Annotated in this window: 17 protein-coding genes and 1 pseudogene; 5 read left to right on the forward strand and 13 right to left on the reverse strand. The window is 70.2% G+C overall.

The genetic code is table 11. From position 1 onward, the window contains the following. Window positions 1-1,511: SpoIIE family protein phosphatase (locus ACFWPQ_RS35360; RefSeq protein WP_384044043.1), on the forward strand; the 1,511-nt coding region annotated here is incomplete at its 5' end. 536 nt (window positions 1,512-2,047) lie between these two features. On the opposite strand, the gene ACFWPQ_RS35365 is transcribed toward ACFWPQ_RS35360, so the two are convergent. The 7 genes from ACFWPQ_RS35365 to ACFWPQ_RS35395 all read right to left on the reverse strand — a co-directional run bounded on the left by ACFWPQ_RS35365 (window position 2,048) and on the right by ACFWPQ_RS35395 (window position 10,788). Beyond that, a complete protein-coding gene (locus ACFWPQ_RS35365) occupies window positions 2,048-2,305 on the reverse strand; it encodes a hypothetical protein (RefSeq protein ID WP_384044045.1) in 258 nt (85 codons plus the stop codon). Between the two features lie 825 nt (window positions 2,306-3,130). Continuing rightward, entirely contained in the window at window positions 3,131-4,252 is a 1,122-nt protein-coding gene (locus ACFWPQ_RS35370) for an AI-2E family transporter (protein WP_384044048.1), read from the reverse strand. Between the two features lie 597 nt (window positions 4,253-4,849). Beyond that, a complete protein-coding gene (locus ACFWPQ_RS35375) occupies window positions 4,850-5,902 on the reverse strand; it encodes a hypothetical protein (RefSeq protein ID WP_384044051.1) in 1,053 nt (350 codons plus the stop codon). Window positions 5,903-5,934: 32 nt separating this feature from the next. Further along, window positions 5,935-7,668 carry a thiamine pyrophosphate-dependent enzyme gene (locus ACFWPQ_RS35380; protein WP_384044054.1) on the reverse strand — a complete coding sequence of 578 codons (1,734 nt, stop codon included), beginning with the start codon at window positions 7,666-7,668 and terminating at the stop codon, window positions 5,935-5,937. 45 nt (window positions 7,669-7,713) lie between these two features. Then, window positions 7,714-8,559: an alpha/beta hydrolase gene (locus ACFWPQ_RS35385; protein WP_384044057.1), complete on the reverse strand. Its 846-nt coding sequence runs from the start codon at window positions 8,557-8,559 to the stop codon at window positions 7,714-7,716. A 274-nt stretch (window positions 8,560-8,833) separates the two neighbouring features. After that, window positions 8,834-10,027: a PucR family transcriptional regulator gene (locus ACFWPQ_RS35390; RefSeq protein ID WP_384044060.1), complete on the reverse strand. Its 1,194-nt coding sequence runs from the start codon at window positions 10,025-10,027 to the stop codon at window positions 8,834-8,836. Between the two features lie 260 nt (window positions 10,028-10,287). Next, complete coding sequence (locus ACFWPQ_RS35395) at window positions 10,288-10,788, reverse strand: hypothetical protein (RefSeq protein ID WP_384044063.1); 501 nt, start codon at window positions 10,786-10,788, stop codon at window positions 10,288-10,290. Window positions 10,789-11,053: 265 nt separating this feature from the next. On the opposite strand from ACFWPQ_RS35395, the gene ACFWPQ_RS35400 reads away from it, so the two are divergent. Further along, window positions 11,054-11,605, forward strand: coding sequence for an HdeD family acid-resistance protein (locus ACFWPQ_RS35400; protein ID WP_384044066.1), 552 nt, complete (start codon window positions 11,054-11,056; stop codon window positions 11,603-11,605). 167 nt (window positions 11,606-11,772) lie between these two features. On the opposite strand, the gene ACFWPQ_RS35405 is transcribed toward ACFWPQ_RS35400, so the two are convergent. The 4 genes from ACFWPQ_RS35405 to ACFWPQ_RS35420 form a co-directional block, all read right to left on the reverse strand. Beyond that, on the reverse strand, window positions 11,773-12,981 hold the full coding sequence (locus ACFWPQ_RS35405; protein WP_384044070.1) for a PucR family transcriptional regulator: 1,209 nt from the start codon (window positions 12,979-12,981) through the stop codon (window positions 11,773-11,775). Window positions 12,982-14,025: 1,044 nt separating this feature from the next. Next, window positions 14,026-14,556 carry a cupin domain-containing protein gene (locus ACFWPQ_RS35410; protein WP_384044072.1) on the reverse strand — a complete coding sequence of 177 codons (531 nt, stop codon included), beginning with the start codon at window positions 14,554-14,556 and terminating at the stop codon, window positions 14,026-14,028. Window positions 14,557-14,584: 28 nt separating this feature from the next. Beyond that, window positions 14,585-15,631: a phosphotransferase family protein gene (locus tag ACFWPQ_RS35415; protein ID WP_384044075.1), complete on the reverse strand. Its 1,047-nt coding sequence runs from the start codon at window positions 15,629-15,631 to the stop codon at window positions 14,585-14,587. Further along, a complete protein-coding gene (locus tag ACFWPQ_RS35420; RefSeq protein ID WP_384044078.1) occupies window positions 15,628-16,632 on the reverse strand; it encodes a C-terminal binding protein in 1,005 nt (334 codons plus the stop codon). The genes ACFWPQ_RS35415 and ACFWPQ_RS35420 overlap by 4 nt, the downstream gene beginning before the upstream one ends. 804 nt (window positions 16,633-17,436) lie before the next feature. On the opposite strand from ACFWPQ_RS35420, the gene ACFWPQ_RS35425 reads away from it, so the two are divergent. After that, window positions 17,437-18,639: an MFS transporter gene (locus tag ACFWPQ_RS35425; protein ID WP_384044080.1), complete on the forward strand. Its 1,203-nt coding sequence runs from the start codon at window positions 17,437-17,439 to the stop codon at window positions 18,637-18,639. Window positions 18,640-18,854: 215 nt separating this feature from the next. On the opposite strand, the gene ACFWPQ_RS35430 is transcribed toward ACFWPQ_RS35425, so the two are convergent. Then, the gene (locus tag ACFWPQ_RS35430) at window positions 18,855-19,673 is read right to left on the reverse strand and encodes a fumarylacetoacetate hydrolase family protein (RefSeq protein WP_384044083.1); all 819 of its coding nucleotides are present in this window, start codon (window positions 19,671-19,673) and stop codon (window positions 18,855-18,857) included. 146 nt (window positions 19,674-19,819) lie between these two features. On the opposite strand from ACFWPQ_RS35430, the gene ACFWPQ_RS35435 reads away from it, so the two are divergent. Then, on the forward strand, window positions 19,820-20,851 hold the full coding sequence (locus ACFWPQ_RS35435; RefSeq protein WP_384044086.1) for a LacI family DNA-binding transcriptional regulator: 1,032 nt from the start codon (window positions 19,820-19,822) through the stop codon (window positions 20,849-20,851). Window positions 20,852-20,929: 78 nt separating this feature from the next. Here the strand turns inward: ACFWPQ_RS35435 and ACFWPQ_RS35440 are convergent. Beyond that, a pseudogene (locus ACFWPQ_RS35440) lies at window positions 20,930-21,523 on the reverse strand (NADPH-dependent FMN reductase). A gap of 507 nt (window positions 21,524-22,030) precedes the next feature. Between ACFWPQ_RS35440 and eno the strand changes: the two are divergent. After that, on the forward strand, window positions 22,031-23,341 hold the full coding sequence (eno, locus tag ACFWPQ_RS35445) for a phosphopyruvate hydratase (protein WP_384044089.1): 1,311 nt from the start codon (window positions 22,031-22,033) through the stop codon (window positions 23,339-23,341). Window positions 23,342-23,392: the final 51 nt, after the last annotated feature.

The raw sequence follows: 23,392 nt of genomic DNA on the forward strand, positions 1-23,392 counted from the left end.
ACGTCAGCGAACGAAAGGCCGCCGAGGCACGGATCACCGAGCTCGCCGCGCTCGTGGAGTCCTCCCAGGACGCGATCCTCGCCAAGACCCTCGACGGCCGCATCACCTACTGGAACACCGCCGCCCAGCGCCTGTACGGCTACTCGGCCGAGGAAGCCATCGGGCAGCACGTGTCCATGCTGGCACCGCCGGAGCGCAAGGACGAGATCACCCACTTGCTGGAGCGGCTGAGACAGGACGAGAAGATCGAGCACTTCGAAACGCTCCGGGTCACCAGTACCGGCGCCCTGCTCGATGTCGATGTCACCCTGTGGCCGACCCGGGACACCGCCGGAACCGTCGTCGGCGCCTGCGCCATCGTCCGCGACATCAGCGACCGCAAGCGCGCGGAGGCCGAACTCACCGAGTTGTACCGGCAGCAGCAGCACATCGCCCTCACCCTGCAGCGCAGCCTCATGGGCACCCCGCCCGCCATCCCCGGCCTGGCCGCCGCCAGCCGCTACCGGCCCGCCACCCAGGGCGCCGGCGTGGGCGGTGACTGGTTCGACCTCATCCCGCTCGGCGCCGGCCGGGTCGGGGTCCTCATCGGCGACGTGATGGGCCGCGGTCTGGAAGCGGCGTCCGTCATGGGCCAGCTGCGCTCCGCCGCCCACGCCCTGGCCAAGACCGCCATGCAGCCCCGTCAGCTGATGCAGGCCCTGGACGCGGTCGTCGCCGACCTCGACGTCCCCGACCAGCTCGTCACCTGCTGCTACCTCGTCATCGCCCCGGACGCCGGATCCGTCACCGTGTGCTCCGCCGGTCATCTGCCCACCCTCGTCACCGATCCCGAAGGCGGCTGCCGCAGACTTCCCGCACCGGTGAACGCGCCTCTCGGCGTCGGCGACATCCTCTATCAGCAGTCCAGCTCGGCCATCCCGCCCGGCGCCACCCTCGTGCTGTACACCGACGGAATGGTCGAGACCCCCGGCAGCGACATCGAGCACCAGATCGACAAACTCACCACGGCCCTCGACGACGCCTTCACCCGCACCAGCAGCCTCGACGCCGCCGCCGACCACGTCCTCACCGCGCTGCTGCCCGACGCCGAGGGCCATGACGACGACGTCACCCTGCTCCTGACCCAGCTCCCCGCCGCCCCGCTGGACACCGCCCGTACAGAACTGCCGGCCACCGCCTCCGCGGTGTCCGCGGGCCGCTCCTTCGTGGTCGAGACGCTTGCCGCCTGGGGCTGCGCCCAACGGGCCGACGACGCGCGACTGCTGGTCTCCGAGATCCTCACCAACGCCGTCCAGCACGCGGAAGGTCCTGTCGTCCTCCGCCTCCGCCGCAGCGTCTCCGAGTGCGCCGTCGAGATCAGCGACCTCAGCCCACACCTGCCCCAACCCCGTCTGGCCACCCACGACGACGAATCCGGGCGCGGTCTCGTCCTCGTCGACACCCTCGCCGACAGCTGGGGCGTCCGCCCCGACGAACGCGGGAAGACCACCTGGTTCACCCTCAGGCTGTGACCGGCAAGTCTCCCAGCGTCCCGCACCTGCACGGCCGGCTCCGACAGCGGCCTGCAGCATCTGGCCGGCCGCGGCGCTCTTCTGACATCCGGCCCCCGGTACGGCGCATGAGACCAAGGACATCGGCGAAGTGTCCTCAACGGGATCCGTCCGTCAGGACGTCAGGACGTCAGGAAGGCCTTCGCGTGGCCCTCCCCAAAGGGGCTGCCACCACCTCCTCGCCCGTGTCCACCGGGGGGCGCGCACCCCACCGGTCCGTGCCGTTCCTCGCGTTCGCCTTCATTTGGCGATCGCCGACCCGGACTCCGCGGTGGCGTACGCCGTACGAGGTGCCAGTAGTTCACCGTGACGACCAGGAGGAGCCCCATGACCAGACTCATCGTGAGCGGCAGCAGTGCGAGATCGCCGTTCACGGCGCGCAGGGCGGCATCGATGCCCTGACCGCCCTGGCCGTACAACTGCGTATCGGTGTTCCCGGCGCCGACTCCACCCAGATCGCCGACATCGCGCACGCCGCCGCAGGAGCGGGCCGTAGTTCACTGTCCGGCAGCCACGACCTGGCCGGCCGTGACCTGCGGAGGGTTGGGAAGCAGCGACGTGAGGTTGTCCCGTACGAAGTCCGCCGCCCTCTTGACCGACTCCTCGGCTCCGGCCTCGTCTTCAAAGACGCTGGTAGAGACCATCACCCCAGCCCCGGCGTCGATCCAGTAGTAGGCCACGAAGCCGGGGACCTGGCGGAGGAGAGTGACGAACCCCTCGTCCACACGGCGCCCCGCCTCGGCAGGATCTGTCACACCTTCGTACCGCCGAACCACTGCGTACACAGCTGATCTCCTCGCATGTCCCAAGGGCACCTTGCTCGAAACGGCATACCCTCAGCGCATGTCTCCCCGTTCAAGGCACGCCCGCAAGACGCTCGGACAGACGCATGGGTCGTCCGAACCGGGCATCTGCCGGGGGGCGACAAGGGCGTCACGGAACTACGGTCGGAGCCAAGTTCACATATCGCTATCAACTGATCGCATGAGCCCAAAAGCCCCTCAATGCCCCGGTCGTTGATGGACCGTCGGTCGTACAGGCACTTCGCGTACCGGCTCAGGAGACACCTCGGAGAACATCATTTCAGCGTCCGGATATCGCCCGTAACACCCACACCACACATAGGGCACACCACCCGAACCCGCAGGTCAGGCGCCCTTCCCGACCAGCTCCGGAATCGCGGGGCACTCCACGCGATGCGTCATCGGAAACGTGTCGAACCCCATGCCTCCGCGAGAACGCGCAGGTCAGATGCGGTTTGTTGCCCGCGAGAGGGGGCTGCCCGACACTCGGAGCGTCAAACGAGCGTCACAGCCAGACAGGACCTCTCTCCGCTAGGAGACAGCGACGGAACTCGAAGATGTCAGGAGAGGGACGAATCTAATCTTGTGCGCAGCCGATACGTAGAGACACCTCATCAAGGTGGCCGACCTCGGTACTTGAGGGGTTCGGTACCTTCTCGCATCGGTTGCAGGAGGCGGGGCATCAGCCGTATTGCTTGGTGTGGCCCTGAGCTGGGGTTTCGGTGGTTTCGGGCGAGGTCTTCGGGCCTCGCCCTTTTTGGTGCCCGAGGGGGGCCGTCAGGGGGTTTCGTGCGTCGTCGTGAGGCTGTCCTGCCGACGGGTTCGCAGCGCCGGGACAGTGATGGCCCTGACGGCAGCGGCGATGGGGATCGCCATCAGCGCGCCGATGAGTCCAAGTAGCGTTCCGCCGATGAGCGCCGCGAGCAGCACGGCGAGGGCCGGCATCTGCACCGCGTTGCGCAACACCCTCGGTGCGATGAGGTAGTTCTCCAGCTGCTGGTAGACGACGAAGAACAGTGCGACGACGATGGTGTTCGGCCACAGGTCGGTGGTGGCCAGGGCGGCGACGATGCAGACCACAGCGCCAAGCGTCGCGCCGATCATCGGGAGCAGGTCGGTCAGTGCGACGAAGACCGCCAGCGGAACCGCGAACGGCACTTGTAGGGCAGTCAGAGCGACGAACGTGGCGACTCCGGCGATCGCCGAGATGGCGAAATTTCCGATCATGTATGAGCCGACCTTGTCGGCGACGACGGCAACGGCGTCGTCGGCCTTGCGGCGGTGCCGTTGCGGGAAGGCGGCGACCAGCCCCTTCCGTATCCGGGGCAGGTCGAGCATGAAATAGATGGTCAGTACGCCCACGAGCAGGGCCGAGGATAGGGCGCCCATCGCTCGCTGCCCATACGTCCAGGCGTTGTGTCCGGCTCGATCGAGCATTGTCCTGGCCCATGCCGTGATGTGCTCCAGCAGGTGGAAGCGGTCGTCCAGCCGGGCGAGGGCCGGCGACTGCCTGCGCAGATGCGCCAGGTAGCCGGGGAAGTCGGAGGTGAGGCCCGTGCCCTGGCTCAGCAGCGGGGGAAGAAACGCCCACAGGAACAGAGCAGTCAGGACGAGCGTCGTGAGGAAGATGATTGCGACCGCGTGCCCGCGTCGGGCTCCGCGCCCGACCATCCAGCGTACCGGCGGGTCCAGGCTGACGGCGAGGAACAGCCCGATGACTGCCTTGATCAGTACCGAACGTACGCTGTACAGCGTCATGGCGGCCACGGCAACCGCCGCGACGCCCCCTGCCGCTGCGACGGCCCAGCCGAACACGGTCAGCCGTGACGCCGGCGCCCGACCGGTCCTTTGATCGCCGTCGGCGAGTGCCTCGGATATTCGTCGCCCGTCTGTCTGCATGCGAACCCCTCTCGGTCCACGTCGAAACCCCCACGGCCCGAACGGCGTGGTATCGGACACCTTGCCCGGTTCGTGCTCGCGGGCGGACTCGTTCCTCATCGCCGGGGAGGCGAGGTGCCGCCGCGGATCAGATCCGCGGCGATGCCGGTACGCCCGGGCTGGCGGCCGGCGCCGAGTCCGGCGCCGTTGTCTCTGTCGAAAAACTCGACGAACATGACGTTGTCGCGCTCGTAGCCAACGGCATCTACCCGACTGAACCAGGCTGACATCAACGGGGCCCGAGGGCGGCAAACAGCGGCACCCCTGGACGACCGTCGGACCAGCCGTCGACTGCCTCAGAGGGGGTCGTAGATCGAACTCCTAAAGCGGGTGTCGCAGGTTCGAATCCTGCCGGGGGCACAGAGAAATACGTGGTCAGAGGCCCTTCCGTCTGGTGGGTGGGAGGGCCCGGGGCTGCTTCCGGTTCTTCGGTGGCGGCCCGGTCCTCTCCTCGTACCGGCGGCCGAGTCGCAGCTGCCTGTCCGGGTGGGTGATCCGGGCCGCCCCATGCCGTCGACCAGCGTGTGGAGGAGGGCGGGTCAGGATTCGGCGTACCCGCTACCGGGCGTGCCACTCCCTGGCGCTGGCCGCGTAGACCGTGCGGCGGGCGCGGTTGAGGTTGCCGAGGGGGCGGAACTCCGCCGGGGCGTGCCAGGGGTTGAAGGCGAGGGTGTCGACGTGGTCGCGGGTGGCCCGGCCCTGCGCGTCGCGGGTGTTCTGGGCGGGAATCGTCAGGATGGCCACGGCGAGCCAGGGCGAGTCGCTTTCCTTCCATTCGACCGCCCCGTCCTCGATCGGTGTCAGCCTCTCGCTGACGTACTTCTGGATGTGCAGGGCGAACCGGACCGACCCGTCGCTCAGCCGGGCGGCGAAGTCGGCCTGGAGGCCGTCGGCCGGGTCCGGCGGCGGGGCGGACGCCGGGACGGGGCCGTCGAGTGGGCCGAGTGGGCTGAGGCGGAACCTGACGGGTCCGGTGGCGCCCCACAGGACGGCCCCGCGGCTCCAGTAGGACTCCAGGGCCAGGCCGGGCGAGGGACGGTTGGCCTGCCTGAGGTTGCGGAGGACGCGTGCGGTCTCCGAAGGGCCGAACTTGGCCAGCATGCGCGGCAGGACCAGGGGTTTGGGACCGGCGCCGATCCTGGCGATCGCCACGAACTGGGTGGCGTCGCGGGCGTGGGAGACCGGGTAGCTGGTCATGAGGAGGTCGTGTTCGCCACCACCGGCGAGGGTCAGCTTCAGTGCCGCGCCGCGGAGGTCGGGGCTGCCGTCCGGCCGGACGGTGCCACTGGCGTTGGACAGCCGGACGACGGCCGGCAGCCGGGCCCCGGCGGTGAAGTCTCCGGCCCACAGGTCGGCGGGCAGATCGGTCCGGAAGGCGAGTTCGGCGTTGTCCACACCGACGACGATCTTGGCGTGGAACGTGCGGCGGGAGACCTGCGAGCCGGATTTCCGCTTGTTCGTCCGCTGGACGCCGACGACGACGTCCGCCAGGTCACGGAAGTGGGCCTCTTCGGCCTCCGGTGAGCCGCCGTGATAGATCTCGCGCCAGCCGCCGGGCGGCGCGTCAGGTGCGTCAGGTGCGTTCGGCGGGGAGTCGTTCGTGTCTGTCATGGTGAGTCTTCCTCCGTCGACCGGGCGGCCGTTCAGACGATCCGGGCGTTGTGCGTGGCGGTGTCGATGACGTCGTCGAGGCGGCCGGCGAGGATCTGCCGTGCCGCGCTGAGCGTGAATCCGGCGGCTGTGCCGACGGGGACGTGGGCGGGGACCGCGAGGGCGTAGGGGTCGACGAGGACGTCGACGACGACCGGGCCGCCGGTGTGGGCCAACGCGGCCGCGAGGCCGTCCGCCACGTCACCGGGGTCTTCGATGCGAATGCCTTTGGCGCCCATCGCCTCGGCGACGGCAGCGAAGTCCGGGTTGGCGAAGTCGGTCCCGAACGGGACGAATCCGGCTTCCTGTTGCTCGATCTTGACGAAGTCCAGGCCGCTGTTGTTCAGCACGATGTGGACGACGGGCAGTCGGCGTTGTACCTCCGTGAGCAGGTCGCCGAGTGCGAGCATGGTGAACCCGCCGTCGCCGCACAGGGCGATCGTCTGCCGTCCGGGGAAGGCCAGTTGTGCCCCGAACGCGCCGGGCGAGGCGGTGGCCATCGACGCCCAGGAGAAGGATCCGAACAGCCGCCGCTCCGGGCCGTACCTGATGTGCCGGGCCGCCCAGACGATGGGGGTGCCGGTGTCGGCGAAGAACAGCGCGTCGTCGGCGGCTAGGTCGCTGAGGACCGTGGCGAGGTACTCCGGCCTGATCGGCCTGATCCGCGGCCCCTTCTCCTCGTAGTGCCGCATCCTGCGGTGGAACCGCTCGGTCTCCTCCACACAGCGGGCGAGGAACCCGCCGTCGGACTTCGGCTCGACCAGTGGCAGCAGCGCGGTCACGGTGGCCCGTACGTCGCCGGTGACGGCCAGGTCCACCGGTACGCGTCGGCCGAGCCGTTCCGGGTCGTGATCCACCTGGATGATCCTGGTCCCGCCGTGCGGGAGGAAGCTGCTGAACGGGAAGTCGGTGCCGAGCATCAGCAGCACGTCCGCGTGCTGGAGCGCGTGATGGCAGCCGCCGTAGCCGAGGAGACCGGTCATCCCGACCGCGTTCGCGTTGTCGTGTTCGAGGAACTGCTTGCCCTTGAGGGAGTAGCCGACCGGTGCGCCCAGCTTTCCGGCCAGCGCCGTCACCTCCGCGTGCGCCCCGGCGCAGCCCTGGCCGCCGAAAACCGCCACCGTGCCCGCCTCGTTGATCAGCCCGGCCATGGCGGCGAGGTCCTCCGCTCCGGCCGGCGCGCGTACCGGTCGGGGCAGTCGGATCTCGTAGCGGTCCTTCGGCGCGTGCGCCGCCGCGACGTCTCCGGGCAGTGCGACGACGGCGGGGCCGCCCCGGGTCACCGCGGCCGTCACCGCGGAGGTGACGACGGTGCGGAGCTGGCCGGGATTGACCAGCCGGCCCACGTACACCGCCGCGGAGGCGAAGAACCGGTACGGGTTCAGCTCCTCGACGGTCTCGCTGTCCATCAGTCCGGTTTCGGTGTCGCCGGCCAGGACGATGACGGGCACCTTCTCCTTCAGGGCGTCCAGCATGCCGTTGATCAGGTGTGCCACTCCTGGGCCTGCCGTCCCGCACACGGCTACCGGCTGCCCCGTCAGTTTCGCCTCCGCGACCGCGGCGAAGACGCCGAACTCCTCGTTGCGCACGTGCACGAAGTCGACCTGACCATTGCGGCGCATCGCGTCGACCACCGGGTTCAGTGCGTCGCCGACGATGCCGTAGCAGCGCCGTACGCCCGCGCTGACCAGCATCTCCCACAGGCCGTCGGCCACCGTTTTCGACATGGGGGTGTCTCCGTTCTCAGCCGGTGTACCCGGGTCCGGGTCCGGTCAGCGGGTTTCGCCGGGCCCGGCGTCGAGGACTCCGGCGCGCGGGCTCAGTGCCCAGCCGAGGGCGAAGTCGGCGACGGCCTCCCAGCCGGGCTCGCCGCAGGTGAAGTGGTCGCGGCCGTCGAAGACGGTGTGAGCGGTGACCGCCGTCGAGTGCTTCGCGTTCCTCTCGTAGTTCTGCCGCTGGACGACCGGGGGCAGGATGTGGTCGCTGCCGCCGGAGACGAACAGCAGCGGCGCCCGGTCACCGTCGGCGAAGTCGAAGGTCGTGGCCGCGTGCGGGGTGAGGGCCGCGAGGCCGCCCTGGAAGAGGATGCGGGCCGGCGTCGGCACGGCGTAGCGGTCGTAAGCCCGCCGGGAGGCGTCCTCGTCCAGGGTGTTGGTGAAGGCGTAGTGGAACTGCTCGGCCGTCAGGGGGACGGCCCGGTGTGCGTTCGCCGGGTCCTTCAGGACCGGCAGGACCGAGCGGAGCTCCGAGAACGGCATCGCGTTCACGCCCTTGACCGCGGCGCCGTCGATCGACACTCCGGCCGCCCCGAGCCCGGCGCCCACCAGGAGCTGGGCGAACGTCCCGCCGAACGAGTGCCCCATGATGATCGGCGGGGAGTCGAGTTTCCCGATGACGGCGGTGAGATGATCCAGCACCTCGCGCACCCCGACACCGGCTATCGCCGAGGCGTCCTCGCGGAGCGCCGCCACCCCGGCCTCCCCCGGCTCGATCCCGGGGTATCCGGGCGTGAGCACGGTGAAGCCCCGCTCCTCGTACCGGGCCGCCCAGTGCTCCCAGGCGAGCGGCGTCATCCACAGGCCGTGGATCAGGACGATCGTGTTCGGTGCGGAAGCCATGCCCGCATCCCTCCCTCGCTACGGCAGCCGTCAGGGCGGACGCCCCGGCCGGTTCTGTCCTGCCGCCGCCAGCGTGGCACCGCTCGCACTGTGCACGGGGCCAAGGATTCGACCGGCTGTTGTGCACGGCAACAACCCCTGACGACAGGGAAGTCGAGGATGCCGACCGCGAGCGGTGCCGGGGCGCGTCGTCGTCGTCCGGCACCGGCCGCCCTGAGCCTGTTCCGAGGCCGGGCCGGGCCCCGTCGGTGCATCCGGCGGCCTCCGCCGACTCTCACTCGGGCCGGGCCAGGGTGTCGCCGCCTGTCGTGTCTCTCCAGACGACGGCCAGCCGGGCGAGTTCGCGGTGTGCGTGCCGGTCGAGGTCGAGGCCGGTCAGCTTCTCGATCCGGTTGATGCGGTAGAGCAGGGTGTTGCGGTGGGCCGGGAGCGCTGCCGCTGCCTCAGTCCGGTTGAAGCCGTGCGCGGCCAGGCACCGCAGCGTCTGCGACAACGTCCCGGAGGGGTCCTCGGCGTCCAGTCGGCCGAGAACCCGCCGCACGATGTCCTCGGCCAGCCGGGGGGAGTTCGCGAGCATGAGCTCCGCCAGGAAGTCGTCAGGGCGGATCCGTCCCCGGCGTCCGGCCCGGCCCGCCAGGGTGACCAGGTCGTGCAGGTTGCCCACCGCTTCCGCGAGCCCGGCGGCGCCGGTGGCCGACTCGGCGGCGAGGATCAGCGTGCTGTCGGCGAGGAAACCCGCCCAGTCGAAGCCCGGACCGGTCAGCCCGGCGACGCGGTGCCCCTGTGTGCAGGCGAGAGCACCCGCGGACCGCAGACGCGCCGCCAGGCCGGCGTGCGCGGCGGCCGAGCCACCGTCGATCACGGCGACGAACGGGCAGTGGGGGCCGGCGAGTTCGAAACCCAGCCGCTCCGCCCTGTCGAGGTCCTCGATGGTCGTCGCCGACCGGGCGCAGACCCGGGCGAACAGCGTCGCCGCCCGGGAGTCGCCGTCGGCGGACGGCAGGTCCCGCTGGTCGGCGAACGCCCGCGTGACGGTCGTCAGGGCCATGTCGAGGAACGCCCACGGCACGTCCAGGTGAGGCGGCGGCCAGGCACCGCCCTCGGGCGGGCCTGCCTCCGTCACGGTGCTCCGCACCGCCCGCGCCGCACCGCAGCAGGCACGGATCGCGTCCTCCACGGTGAGGCCGTGCCGCGCCGCCTCGCGCGCCGCCTCGTACAGGTCCGACAGCACGTCCCCGCCGGGCTCCTGTCCGCTCAGCAGCCAGTTCCTGACCAGTTCCAGGCTGCGGCGGATGATGTGCTCCATGGCTCCCGCCCAGGAGCCATGGCCAGGTATTCGTCCGGCCGGGGTGTCGCTCAGATCGCGGGCCAACTGCCGTGCCAGCGCCTCGCTGTCCAGGTCGTGGAGTACGTTGCGCAGCCGCCCGGCCGCCGCGGGCCCGACGCCGGCCCGGGGCGTGGCGTACATGGCTGTTACCTTCCAGATGCTCGGTGCGGACCGGTTCTCGCCGGTACATGGGGGAGGCAGCCCACGCATGGCAGCCGGTGGCGGCCGAAGCACAGGGATGTGGCGCACAGGGATGTCCGGTGCGGCCGGTGGGCGGGGGGCTGACGACCACCGGTGGACGGGGGTGGCCGACGACCGACGGACGGGGGGCCGCTGCCGTGGTCACCGTCGGCCCCTGTGCTGTCGGCACGCGTCGGGCACGGGCCGTCGGCGCGAGACCGCTACAGCAAGTCCGGCGGCGGGAGCAGGAAGTTCCATGCGCTCAGCACCCCGCTGACGAACGCCACGAGCGAGGCGGGCAGCAGCAGGTAGAGCCCGGCGGGCCTGCCGGACGCCAGGACGGCTCCGCCGGCCACGAACAGCAGCATGACGACGATGCTGGTGTCACGGCGGTCGAAGAGGCCGGTCAGTCGCTTGTCGGCGGTGACCGGAGCACGCCTGCGTCGCCCGATGGCCAGCAGGCTCAGGCCTCCGGCCAGCCCGGCGGTCACGAGTTCGGCGCCCAGGGCCCAGTCGGCCTGGCGGGGCACCAGCAGAATCGTCGCCATGACCAGCGGCGCAAGGAACAACACGAGGGTCTGCGCCGCGATCGCGCGCAGCACCGGGTGTCTGGCGATCCGATTGGCGTTGAGGGACACCGCGACGAACAACAGGCCGGTGAGGGCGCCGCTGGCGCCTCCGGTCATCACGGCGAAGCTTTCCCAGTCAACGGGACCGGCCATGTCCTCGCACTCCCGGTGTAGGCAACTGGAACAGGTCTTTCCGGACAGCTTCCGCGACGCTCGGGCACTGCCCCGGCGGCCACTTCCCGCCGGGGCCGCGCCGGGACCGCGGCCGGCGTCCGGCGCGTGACGGACACCGGTACAGGACCCCTCGGAATGCGCGTTCTGTCCGCTCCATTGAACGCCCTTCCGCCCTGTGCGAGGGCACGAAGGCCCGGCGGGTTTTTGGGAGTTCGCCCAACGGGAGCGCCGATAGCTTCGCGGCATGAACAAGAGCCCCATCGCCCGCCTGGGCGGTTCCTGGACCTGGCATCTGCTCTACGGGCTGGTCTCGATCGTCATCGGTGTCATATCCCTGGCGTGGCCCGGTCCGACCCTCGTCGTACTCGCGATGGTCCTCGGTGCTCAGTTGATCGCCACCGGGGTCTTCCGGCTGGTGGGATCGGCGAGCCTGGAGGAGACCGGTACCGCCCGCACCCTCACCGCGGTCCTCGGCGTGGTGAGCCTGCTGCTCGGGCTGTACGCGATCCGGCACGTTCTGATCACGGTGCTCGCGCTGGGGCTGCTGCTCGGCGTCTACTGGATCGTGGACGGTTTCACCGCCGTGTTCGCGGCGGTCGACCATCCCGGCCTGCCCGGACGAGCGTGGAACGTCTTCATCGGGGTGCTCGGTGTCCTGGCCGGCCTGACGCTGCTTATCTGGCCGGGGCTGTCGCTGCTGACGCTGTCCTTCCTGGCCGGGCTGTGGCTGATCATGCTCGGCGCCATGCAACTCGGCCTGGCACGCCGGATCCGGGGCATCGCCCGACCGGCCTGACTCCATCCGCCGCGGGGTCGGCCCTCCGCCCGGCCTTCGACCTCGGTCACGGTCCCGGACCGGTCGCGCCACGGCGGTTTCTGCGACCCGGAACCCGCACTGATCAGCGGCCGGCCCACTTCGGCCGATCGGTCTTCCCGGACGGTTCCCCCGTGGAGGGACAGGACCTAGTCGAAGACGTCCGACCGCCCCGAGGCCGACTGCAGGGCCGGGGCGACGGTTTCCCAGGTGACGGCGAGCAGCACCAGGGTGCGGTCCCGCTGGTCCTTGAGAGACAGACCGGTCAGCTTCTCGATCCGGCCCATCCGGTACAGCAGCGTGTTGCGGTGCACTGGCAGCGCTGCCGCTGCCGCAGTGCTGTCGAAGCCGTGGACGGCGAGGCATCGCAGAGTGTCCGCCAGATCCACGGCTTCGGCCCGTTCCAACGGACCGAAGACCCGCCGGGCGATCCGGTCGGAGGCTTCCGGGGAGTCGGCCAGCAGCAGTTCGGGCAGGTAGTCGTCGGCGCGTACCCGGCCCCGGCGCCCGGACCGGGTCGCGATCGCGAGCAACGCGCGCAGGCCGTCGACCGCCGCGCCGAGCCGGTCGCGGGCGACTGGCGGGTCCTGGGCCAGGATCAGCCGCGGGTCTTCGAGAAACGCCGCCCAGCCGAACCCGGGCGGTGTCAGCCCGGCCACCCGGACCCCCTCGGTGAACGCGAGCGCCCCTGCCGTACGCAGCCGCGAGGCGAGATCGGCTTGCCCGGTGACCGTGGCCCCGGCCAGTAGGGCGGCGAAGGGGCGGTACGGTTCCGCCAGCTCGAACCCGAGCCGGGCGGCCCGGTCCCGGTCCTCGATCGTGACCGGCAGCCGCGCGCACAACCGGTCGAACAGGGCCCGGGCGCGCCGGTCACCGGCCGTGGACGGCACGTCCTGCTGGTCGGCGTACGCCCGCGCGAACACGTCCACGACCAGGTCGAGGTAGTCCTCCAGACAGCCCCAGACGGTGTCCCACTCCGCGACGAGCACCGCCCGGTCCTCGTCGGTCGCCAGGTCGAGCAGCGCCTCCCAGAACATCCGCGCACCACGTCGGTAGACCAGGATGCTGTCCTCGATCGGCTGGCCGGCGACAGCGCGGACGCGCAGGAACTCATGCAGTTCGGACCGGAGGTAACTGTCCGGCGGGGTCCCGTTGACCATCCAGCGCAGTACGAGGTCGACGTTCCAGCGCACCACGGCCGTACGGTCCACCGGCCACTCGAAGCCGGTGTAGGCCGGCAACCGGCCGAACCCGGCCTCCATCCGGCGCACTACGACGCCGATGTCGAAGCGCTCCAGAACACGCCGCAGTTCACCACCGCCTGCCGCACCCGCACCGGACGGGGGAAGCCCATTCACGGACCCGATCCTTCCACACCCGTGCGCCCGTCCTGGCCCTCGCTACCTGAGCGCTCCGGGCACCGTCGAGCCCCTGACGCCCTCGAACGACTCCCCAACCAGTTCGTGGTTCACGAAGCCATCGACTCCCCTGCCGACGACCTGGCCGCCAAGCACTTGTCGGGGAAGGGCCCGCCGGCACGGACCCAGCACATATGAGGCCGGGAACTCCCGTGAACACGCGAGAACCACGGAGGGGTGTTTCCCCAGGCCAGACACCTCAACGCCGAAGTTTCCGCAGGTCACAGCCCCGCATCAGCTCAGCCACTCAGCTCCCGAGCCCAGTCGGCGAGTGAGCAGCCCAGGGCACATCCAGTGCACATGAGCCTGGGAAACGGCGTTGACCCGTGAGAACTACGGAGAGGAGTGTTCCCAGGCCGATGCACATATCACCGAGAAAACCCAGGTCAGCACCCCACCCCTCCCATTCGCTGCACGAGTGGCAGGACTTTGGCCACCGGCCGACCGAGTTGCTGCATCAGCCGATTCCCCCTGGTGCGATGTCAGCGCTTCACTCCAGCACCTCCACGCACCGCTACGGGAGATCAAGCCCCACCTCTATCGGACGGATGCTCCTCAACCACTACCAGCGACCTGACCAGCGCCCCAGCACTTCTGACGCCCCATCAGAGCGAGCGTCACGAGCGTCATTTCAGCGTCAAGATATCGCCCGTAACGCCCACGCCGCACATAGCGCGCACCACCTAAACCCGCAGGTCAGGCGCCCTTTGCAGCCGGTTCAAGGATCGCGACGCACTCCACATGAAGTGTCATCGGAAAGATGTCGGCCTACGCGGGTCCCGGAAAAGACCAGGTCAGAGCCCGCTTCTTGGCTCACTGTCCCGGTTCGGGCGCCCAGAGCGTCAAACGAGCCTCATGACCGACATCGCGGCCGCGCGCGGTAGCGGTATCGCAGTACAGCAGGTACGGGAAACGCACCGCCGCCCTGCCCTCATCGAGGACAGGGCGGCGGTGAGGAGATAACCGTCAGCCTCGGCCGAAACGTCAGTGGTCGGCTTCCGCGCCGATGAGGACGAAGGCCATCGTGGCCGGTCGGCCGCTGCGGTTGCGCCAGGCGTGGCGCGTCCCGTTCTGGATCACGACGTCCCCTGCCACGAGTGTTGTGCGGTACCCGTCGTCGAGTTCGAGAACGATCTCGCCCTGCAGCACGATGCCGTAGTCCACGGTCGGCGTCGCGTGCATGCCGTCGGGCTCGATGAGTTCGGCGATGCCGGGCGAGTCGGCCCGCTGCTCCGTGTCGAAGGCGACGGGGTCGAAAGCCGGGTCGGCCATCGCGGTCTCCGGCGGGAAGGTCAGGACGATGAACCGGGTGCCGCCGGGTGCCGGGAGCAGGCTGGTGACCTTCGGCGTGGGATCCTCCCCGGTCCGGCTGACCGTCGCGCCGGGTTCGGTGGCCCAGGGCAGACGGGACACCCAGCCCGGCAGGCTGGTGAACTCCCGGCTGCGCGGGACGGGGCCGTCGCTGACGACGACCGATCTGCCGTTCTCGTCGTGACCGGTGACGACTCTGCGCATGGGGGTCTCTCCGTAGGTTGTCAGGCGGTCAGCGAAGCAGTCCGGACCCGGTCGGGGCATCGAGAGCCGCTCCCCAGGCGTCCAGAACGTCCGCCACCGCTGGTGCGGGCGCCCGCAGCAGGGCCGATGCCACCGTGCGTACGAGCAACCGGTGCCGGTCGTCGGTGAGGTACTCCACCGGGGACTTGCCGTCCACGCGCGCGAGCAGCAGAGCCGGCAGCAGTGTCGCGGCCCGTTCCTCGACGGCGGGGCGGGGCTCCCAGTCGACGCACCGGAGATACATCTCGGTCAACACCCGGGCGGACTGCAGCAGTTCACGGCGCCGCCCCGGCACCACCAGGCTCTTCAGGAGCAGATGGTTGACGCAGAAGGCCAGGTCGAAGGCCGGGTCCCCGTACCAGGCGCACTCGGCGTCCAGCAGTACGGGGCCCGCCGGGCCGACGAGGATGTTCTTGGGGCTGACGTCCCCGTGCACCAGGGCCAGCTGCGTGGTGGCCGTGCGGTCGGCGAGGCCCCGGAGGATGTCGCCCAGAGCGGGGTGCGCCGCCGCGGTGGCCAGCAGGTACGGCTCGATGCGCAGGGCATGGAAGTTGTCGTCCGTGGCGAACTCGGTGGCAACGGCAGCATCACCCGCGCTCGCCGCATGCAGGGTGCCGAGGAGTTCTCCGACGGCCGCCGCGGTCGCCACCTCCACCTCGCCGCCGAGCAGTTGCGCCTTCCACACCGGGTAGCGGTCGGGCGGCAGGTACGCCATCGCGAAAACGCCGGCTTCGGGGTCGTGGGCCAGCAGCTCCGGCACGCTGTCGGGGCGGCGCCGGGCGGCGAACCGCATCCACGCCCATTCGTAGGCGTTGCGCGAGACCGGTGCCTCCCAGTCGGCCGCGACCCGCAGCCGGGCCAGCGCCCGCTTGACGCACAGGGAGCGCCCCGGCAGGTCCACCCGCCACAGGTCGGACGAGACTCCGCCGGCCAGCGGCGTCCAGTGTGCGACTTCGCCGGGCCGGGCGAGCTCGTGGGCGGTCAGGAAATCGGTCAGCAGGGGGTCCGGACCCGCCGGCGCGGAGGCCGGGCTCATCGCAGGCCGCCCGGTCCGGCGGGTCGGCCGCCGGGGTTGTTGCAGGGGTGCTCCGGTGCCTCGCCCGCGAGGACACGTACGACCTCCTCGGCGGCGCGCCGGCGCAGTTCTGTCACGGAGGCGTCGGAGGAGAAGGCGACGTGTGGGGTGAGCAGCGCGCCGGACTGGTCCAGCAGCTCGGCGGGAACCTGGGGTTCGCTCTCCAGCACGTCGAGGCCGACTGCGTCCAGCTGCCCGCTGTCGAGTGCCTTGGTGACCGCGTCGGTGTCCACCAGACCGCCGCGGCTGACGTTGACCAGCAGCCCGCCCGGCTTCATCGCCGCCAGCTGCTCGCCACCGATGAGGTGGTGCGTGCCGGGCGTGAGCGGCACATGGAGGATCACGACGTCGCTGCGGCGCAGCAGGTCCTCCAGGCTCGCCATCTCCACCCCGGGGGCGTCCTCGGGCGGGTACGGGTCGTGGGCCAGGATCCGGCAGCCGAACGCACCGAGCTTGCGCACGGTGGCCCGTCCGATCCGCCCGTACCCGACGACGCCGCAGGTCAGTGCGGACAGCCGGCGCAACCGGGCGCTCGCCGGGTCCCAGCGGCCCGCGCGGACCTCCCGGTCGAACACGGTCAGGCCGCGCGTCCAGGCCAACACCATGCCGACGGCATGGTCGGAGACCTCCTCGACGCAGTAGTCGGGAACGTTCGTCACCCACGCGCCCCGTGCGGTGGCGGCGTCGACGGCGATGTTGTCGAGGCCGACCCCGAGTCGGGCCACGATCCGCAGCTCCGGCGACATGCCGATCGCGGTGGCGGAGACAGGCGCCCAGCAGGTCAGGATCCCGGCGGGCCGGTGCTCGGCGACCAGCTCCTCGATCGCCTCGGCGGAGGCGGGGTCGGCGGGGCCGGTCACGAGGGTGTGGCCCGCGCCCTCGATCACGGATCGCTCGACGGCGTCGTCGGGCCAGGCGTGGTCGGTGAGCAGCACGGTGCCAGGGCGGCTCGGTGGTTTCATGGCAGGTCGTCCTCGCAGATTCGTGCGGCCGTCTCGGGCGGCCGGGCGTCCCGCCCTGCGCGTCCGGTCAAGCGGCTTCGAACATCGTCCGGAAGGGCGGCCGAGGGCATGTCCGATGAGGCCGTCGGCCGCCGTGGGCGGGGTGGAGAGGGTCACTGAGCTCGGGTGGGGGTGCCTGCGCTCGCCGACTTGTGGTCGGTTCGGGCGCCGCTTTGCGTCCCCGGAACGGGTCACGAGATGCCGGGGCACGTCACATCAATCTGTCACAGCCACATGATGCTAACGATAGCATCAGCGTCCTTCGGCACGTCAAGAGCTCGGGTGCGAACCCCGTCGCCGACACCCCGGCGGCACGCACGGACAAGCACGAAAACCCGGCCATCGCAGGGAAAACGCGGACCGTCGAAGAAATCCTCCGCCCGCGTCTTGACGCGCCGAGTACTTCCCCTCATGGTTTCTGCCAACGCCGACCGCGTGACCGATATAGGTCCGCACGAGGTCCGGCTGTCGACGACGTCATAGCCACGGACGTCCCCGACGGGCGATATACGACCGAGTTCCGCATGCGGCGTCCGACCGCACTGCGGCTCATCGCCCCCATTCCGCCGATCGGCGATCACATCATCGTCGCCGACCCGTGTCCGTGTTCAGCTCACCGCTTCTCGCCATCGCCGCACACCCCCGTGCGGCGAGGCATCCGCCACGCCCCGCCGTGGCAATTCCTCCTCAGGAGCCGCTATGACTCACGCAGCGCAAGCCGACACCCGAACAGCGCCTGCCGCCGGCGCACACGAAAGCAACCGCGTGCCCATTTCCAAGGGCATGATCGGAGTGGGCTTCCTGCTGGTGGTCCTCTCCTACATGGTCAACGCGATGGACCGTCAGGTCTTCCCCCCGCTGCTGCCCGACATCCGCCAGGACTACGGCTTCTCCCTGGAACAGGGCGGGCTGCTGGCGACCAACTTCACCCTCGGCATGGCCCTGGCCGGGCTGCCCGCCGGCTACCTCCTGGACCGCTTCCGGCGCAAGACCGTGCTGCTCGTCAGCATCGTGGTCTACTCACTGGGCACGATGGCCACGCCACTGGCCGTCGGCTTCGCCGACATGACGGTGTACCGCGTCGTCTCCGGCTTCGGCGAGGGCATGCAGTCCGCCGCCATCTTCGCCGCGATCGGCGCCTTCTTCACCCACCGGCGGGGCCTGGCCTTCGGCATCATCGGCGCGGGCTACTCCACCGGCGTCTTCATCGCCCCGCTCATCGGCGTCCGGCTCATGAACCTGCACGGCACCTGGCACGCACCCTTCTACCTGTTCGGCACCGCGGGCCTGCTGATCGCCGCCGCCTCCCTCTTCCTCGTGAAAGCCGGCCTGACCGAACGCGCCGTCGAGAAGGCCGTCTCGACCAGGACCTACGAGTACATGCCGGCCTCCGCCTACAACCGCAACACCATCGCGCTGGCCCTCCACTCGGTCGTCAGCGGTGTGGCCATCTACGGGTTCCTCGGCCTCTACCCGACGTATCTCATCACCTCGCTGCACTACACCGTCGGGCAGGCGGCTCTCGCCATGAGTCTTCTCGGCTTCGGCGGCATGACAGCCGTCCTCGGCGGCTGGCTCGGTGACCGCGTGAACCAGCGCACCCTGCTGATCGGGAGCCTGCTGGCCGTTTCGGCCATCGCCCTATGCATCTACGAGACCCGGGCCGGCGTCGGTATGCAGTGCGCGTTCGCCTTCCTCATGGGCGCCTTCGGGCTGGGCTTCATCTACCCCAACACCAACAGCGCGATGCAGCGGGCCGTCCGCCCGGAACAGATCGGCCGCGCGTCCGGTCTCTTCGTCACCAGCTACTACGGAACGGCCGCGTTCTCGGGCCTGCTGTTCGCCGCCCTGGTCGAGTCCTTCGGCTGGAGCCGGGCAGGGCTCCTGCAGGTCGCTTTCCTGCCGCTGGTGGGTGTCGTCGCCCTCGTCTTCGTCCGCCCGTCACTGTTCAACAACGCGGACCGCTGAGCGCTCCGCCGGCTCTGCCGCGCTGCTCCGTCATTCGCCTGCGGCGTCATCGTGGCCGGTCACGCAGTCCCCTGTGCCCCTTGGCGGCACTGGCGAACCGCAGGCGACCGCATCAGGTCCGCTCAGGACACGGAAGACACCCCGTACACGCCAGGGCCTGCCCGCACCGATCGGTGCGGGCAGGCCCTGGCTCGGCCTACGGCGGGGATCCGGAGTCAGGCGCCCTCGGCCACAACCGGGTTGCGCAGCACACCGATTCCCTCGATCTCGACCTCCACCTCGTCCCCGGGGCGGATCGGCCCGACACCGGACGGCGTTCCGGTCATGATCGCGTCACCGGGCAGCAGTGTCAGGTACCGGCTCAGGTAGGCCACGATGTCGGGAACGGCGAGCAGCAGGTCTGCCGTGCTCGCCGACTGCATGACCGTCCCGTTCACACGGGTGGTCAGCGACAGGCCGGACGGGTCGAGTCCGGTCGCGATGACCGGCCCGAGGGGAGCGAAGGTGTCCTGCCCCTTCCCGATCAGCAGCGTCCCGAACGCGCTTTCCTTGCGCTGGACGATGCGGTCGCTGACGTCATTGCCGCACGTGTAGCCGAGGATGTGTTCATGGGCCTCGGAGGGCTTCACATGGCGGGCCTTCTTTCCGATGACGACGACCAACTCGCCCTCGAAATGAATTAGTTCACCGTCCGCCGGATAGACGATGGCGTCTCCCGGTCCAATGACAGACGTGCTCGGTTTCATGAAGCAGACGGGGACTTCCGGAATCTCACGCTCGGTCTCCTCGACATGCGAGGCGTAGTTGTAGGCGAACCCGAAGACCCGGGGCCGCTCCAGCGGCGGGAGAACGACGACATCGCCGACATCGTCGACCCACCCCGTAGCAGCCAACCCGGTGAACGGATCGCCTTCGAATCTGGAGATCCGGGTGTCACCGGGTTCGAGCTCTCCGTAGTGACGCGCAGCACCGACGGCATACCTGACGATTCGCAAGGGAGACCTCCGCAATTGGGCAGCCGGGGGCGGCTGCACGGCCCAGCCGGCAATGCTAACGTTAGCACGAAGCGGATGATCAATCCGGCGCCCCACTCATCCGGCCGCGGAACACGACAGCAGCGCTATCGTTGGCACACGGAAGCGACCGCACCAGGACCAGGCAGCTCGAAGGGGCCCTCCACGTGATCACCACCAGGGACATCGCCGAGCGGCTCGGTGTCTCCGTCTCGACGGTCGGCCGGGCGCTCGCCGACGATCCGCGCATCAGCGAGGAGACCAAGTTCCGGGTCCGGCAGGCCGCTTCGGAGATGGGGTATGTCGGCAACCGCGCGGCGCGGATGATGCGGGGGGCGTCCAGCAACGTGGTCGGGCTGGTGATCCCGGACATCCGCAACAGCTTCTACTCGACCATCGCGCACGAGCTGTCCAAGAACGTGGCGGCCGAGGGCTTCCAGCTCATGCTCTCGGAGACCGACGACGACCGGATGGTGGAGCTGCGCCATCTGCGGGAGCTGTCCGCCTACCGCGTCGCGGGCGTCATCATCGTGCCCACGGCGCGCCCTCACGGCGAGTCCGTCAAGCTCCTGCGCGCCCTGCCGCACCTGCAGTTGCTGCGCCGCCACACCTCGCTGGGGTCGCAGTGGTTCGGTGTGGACGACCACGAAGCGCTGCGCCAGGCCACGGCCCACCTCGTGGCCCAGCGCCACACCCGTATCGCCTACCTCGGAGGCCCCGAAGAGCTGCCCACGGGCGCGGAGCGGCTGCGCGGCTTCCGCAGCGCCCTGCGCGAAGGCGGGCTGACGGAGGGCGCGGGGCGCGTGGAGCTGGGGCCGCCGTCGTCCGTAGGACATGGCCGCGAGGCGGTGCGCCGGCTGCTGGCCGGCCCGGATGCGCCCACCGCGCTCGTGCTGGGGTCGATCCAGCTCACGCTGGGAGTCCTGGAGGAACTGTCCGAACAGGGCGTGAAGGTGCCCGCGGAGCTGTCCGTGGTCGGGTTCGGGGACGAACCCGGGTTCTCCTGGTGGGGCCCGGGGCTCACCACGGTCGGTCTGCCCATCCAGGAGATGGCCACCGGCTGCGCACTGTGGCTGATGCGTCGGCTCAAGACCGAGCCGGGCAACGACGGCCCGTACACGTCCCTCTCCCCCGGATCACTGATCCTGCGCGGCAGCACCGCGCCACCCGGCGACCGGGCCCCGGCCACATCCGGCTGACCACGGCGCGGCGTCGGCCGCGCGTAGGGAGGCGCCCGGAGCGATCCTCTCCGGGCGCCTCCCTATCGTCGGCGCGGGTCAACAGGTTCCGCCGCGCAGCCGGCGCATGACACGGGCCGTGCGCGCCAGCTCGTCGAGCACCTGCCCGGCCGCGGCGTCATGGATCTTGCCTGGCCGGAAATCCCCGTTCTCGACGTGTTCGCCGACGAACGGGATGCTCACGGTCGGGGCGATCGGCAGCATCCTGAGGTTCGCCACGACCTGCCTGCCCATCTGCACCGCCCGGGTGCCGGCCGAGACACCTCCGTAGCTGACGAACGCGGCCGGCTTGTGCCATTACTCCACGACGAGGTAGTCCCACGCGTTCTTCAGCGGCGCCGGAAAGCCGCCGTTGTACTCCGGGGTGACGAAGACGAAGGCGTCGGACGCATCGACGATCCGGCTCCATGCGCGGGTGTGGGTCTGCGTGTACCGCTGCTGGGCGGGCGGGTGCGGCTCGTCGTAGAACGGAAGTGCGAGTTCGTACAGGTCGACCAGGTGCGACTCGAACTCGTCGCACTCCACGACCCGGGAGGTGAACCAGTCCGCCACGGACCTGCCCACACGGCCGGGACGGGTGCTGGCCACAACGGTGATGAGGGCCATCGGCGGCGCGGAGGGCTCGGCTGTCATGTCGGGCTCGCTTTCGGTTCGGCCGCGGTCCGGCCCGGCGGGCCCGCGCCCACCTGTGCTGTCCGTCCGTCCAGGAAGAGCGCAGGTCCGCCGGAGTCTTCGGAGCGGGCCATTTATGCGAACGATAGCATTCACTCGGAGACGCGCCAAGGGGACGGCACCCGCGCCCGACAGTCCGCGAAAGAGATTTCACCTCCCCCTTGACACAGGGACGAGCACTACGCACGATTGCGCTATCGTTAGCATTTGAGCTGCGGCGGTCAGGCAATCCTCGTCATCGTCCTCCCACCCGCACTCCCAGGCCGGCCCGGCGCCGCGACGAAGAGAGCCGCACGACACTTCGCTCGCCCCCGCCCTGCCGGCACGCCGCTGCGGGTACCGCGCCGCGAGGTCGGCCGCCCCTCCCAGGGCTCTGCCCCGCTCTTCGCGGCGATGCCTCCCTACCGCGACGACCGGCGCAGGTCCCGCACCACCTCGATCGTCCGAACTCAGAAAGGTCACACGGCAATGACAGACGCTCGGATCGCCAAACTCCACGGCCGCAGGGTGTGGGACTCACGCGGCCGGCCGACCGTCGAGGTCGAGACCCACCTCGCGGACGGTGCGATCGGGCGGGCCATCGCACCGGCGGGGGCCTCCACGGGCCAGGGCGAGGCGCTCGACCTGCGCGACGGCGGGGACCGCTTCGGCGGGCTCGACGTCCGTCGCGCGGTCGGCTCGGTGAACGACGAGATCGCACCCGCCCTCCTGGGCCTCGACACGACCGACCAGGAAGCCGTCGACCGGCTCCTGGTGGACCTCGACGGCACCCCCGACCGCAGCCGTCTCGGCAGCAACGCGATCGTGGCCACCTCCATGGCGGTCCTGCACGCCACTGCCGCGTCGGCGGGCGTGCCGCTGTGGCGGCACCTGTCGGGCGGGCGTCCGGTCCGCATCCCGCTGCCGGAGATCCAGATCTTCGGCGGCGGCGCCCACGCGGACCGTCGCGTCGACGTCCAGGACTTCATGGTGGTCTGCCCCGCGGCGCAGAGCTTCTCCGAAGCCCTGGACTGGACGGCGGAGATCTACCGCGCGGCCGGCAGCCTGATGCGCACGGCGGGGAAGGCCCAGGGCGTGGCCGACGAGGGCGGCTTCTGGCCCGCCTTCGACACCAACGAGGAGGCCCTGGAGACGCTGACCCGGGCGATCGAGACCGCCGGTTTCACGCCGTCGGCGCAGGTCGGCATCTCGCTGGACGTCGCGGCCTCCCAGTTCGGCGGCGCCGGACGGTACACGCTGGCCCTCGACGACCGCACCCTGGACACAGCGGCGCTGATCGACATGCTCGGCGGCTGGATCGAGCAGTACCCGATCCTGTCCGTCGAGGACCCGGTCGGTGAGGACGACGCCGACGGCATGGTGGAGTTCACCCGCCGCTACGGCCACCGCTGCCAGGTGATCGGCGACGACTACCTCGTCACGAACGCCAAGCGGGTGGAGGCGGCGGCCACCGACGGAGCGGCGAACGCCGTCCTCGTCAAGCCCAACCAGGCCGGCACCGTCACGGAGGCGTTCCAGGCACTGCGGGCCGGAAAGGACGCCGGCTTCGGCACGATCGTCTCGGCCCGCTCCGGCGAGACGGAGGACGTCACCATCGCTCACCTGAGCGTCGGATGGGACGCGGGTCAGCTGAAGGTGGGCTCGTTCACGCGCTCCGAGCGCATGGCCAAGTGGAACGAGGTGCTGCGTATCGAGGAGTCCCTCGGCGATTCCGCGGAGTTCAGCGGCTGGTCCGCCTTCACCTTCGCCGATGCCGAGCCCTCCACGAGCAGGCCGTAAGAAGACCCCGAAGTATTGAAGCAAGCTAAATCCAGAGCCGACCGGAGCACG

Source organism: Streptomyces sp. NPDC058464, from assembly GCF_042721035.1.
Classification (GTDB): Bacteria; Actinomycetota; Actinomycetes; order Streptomycetales; family Streptomycetaceae; genus Streptomyces.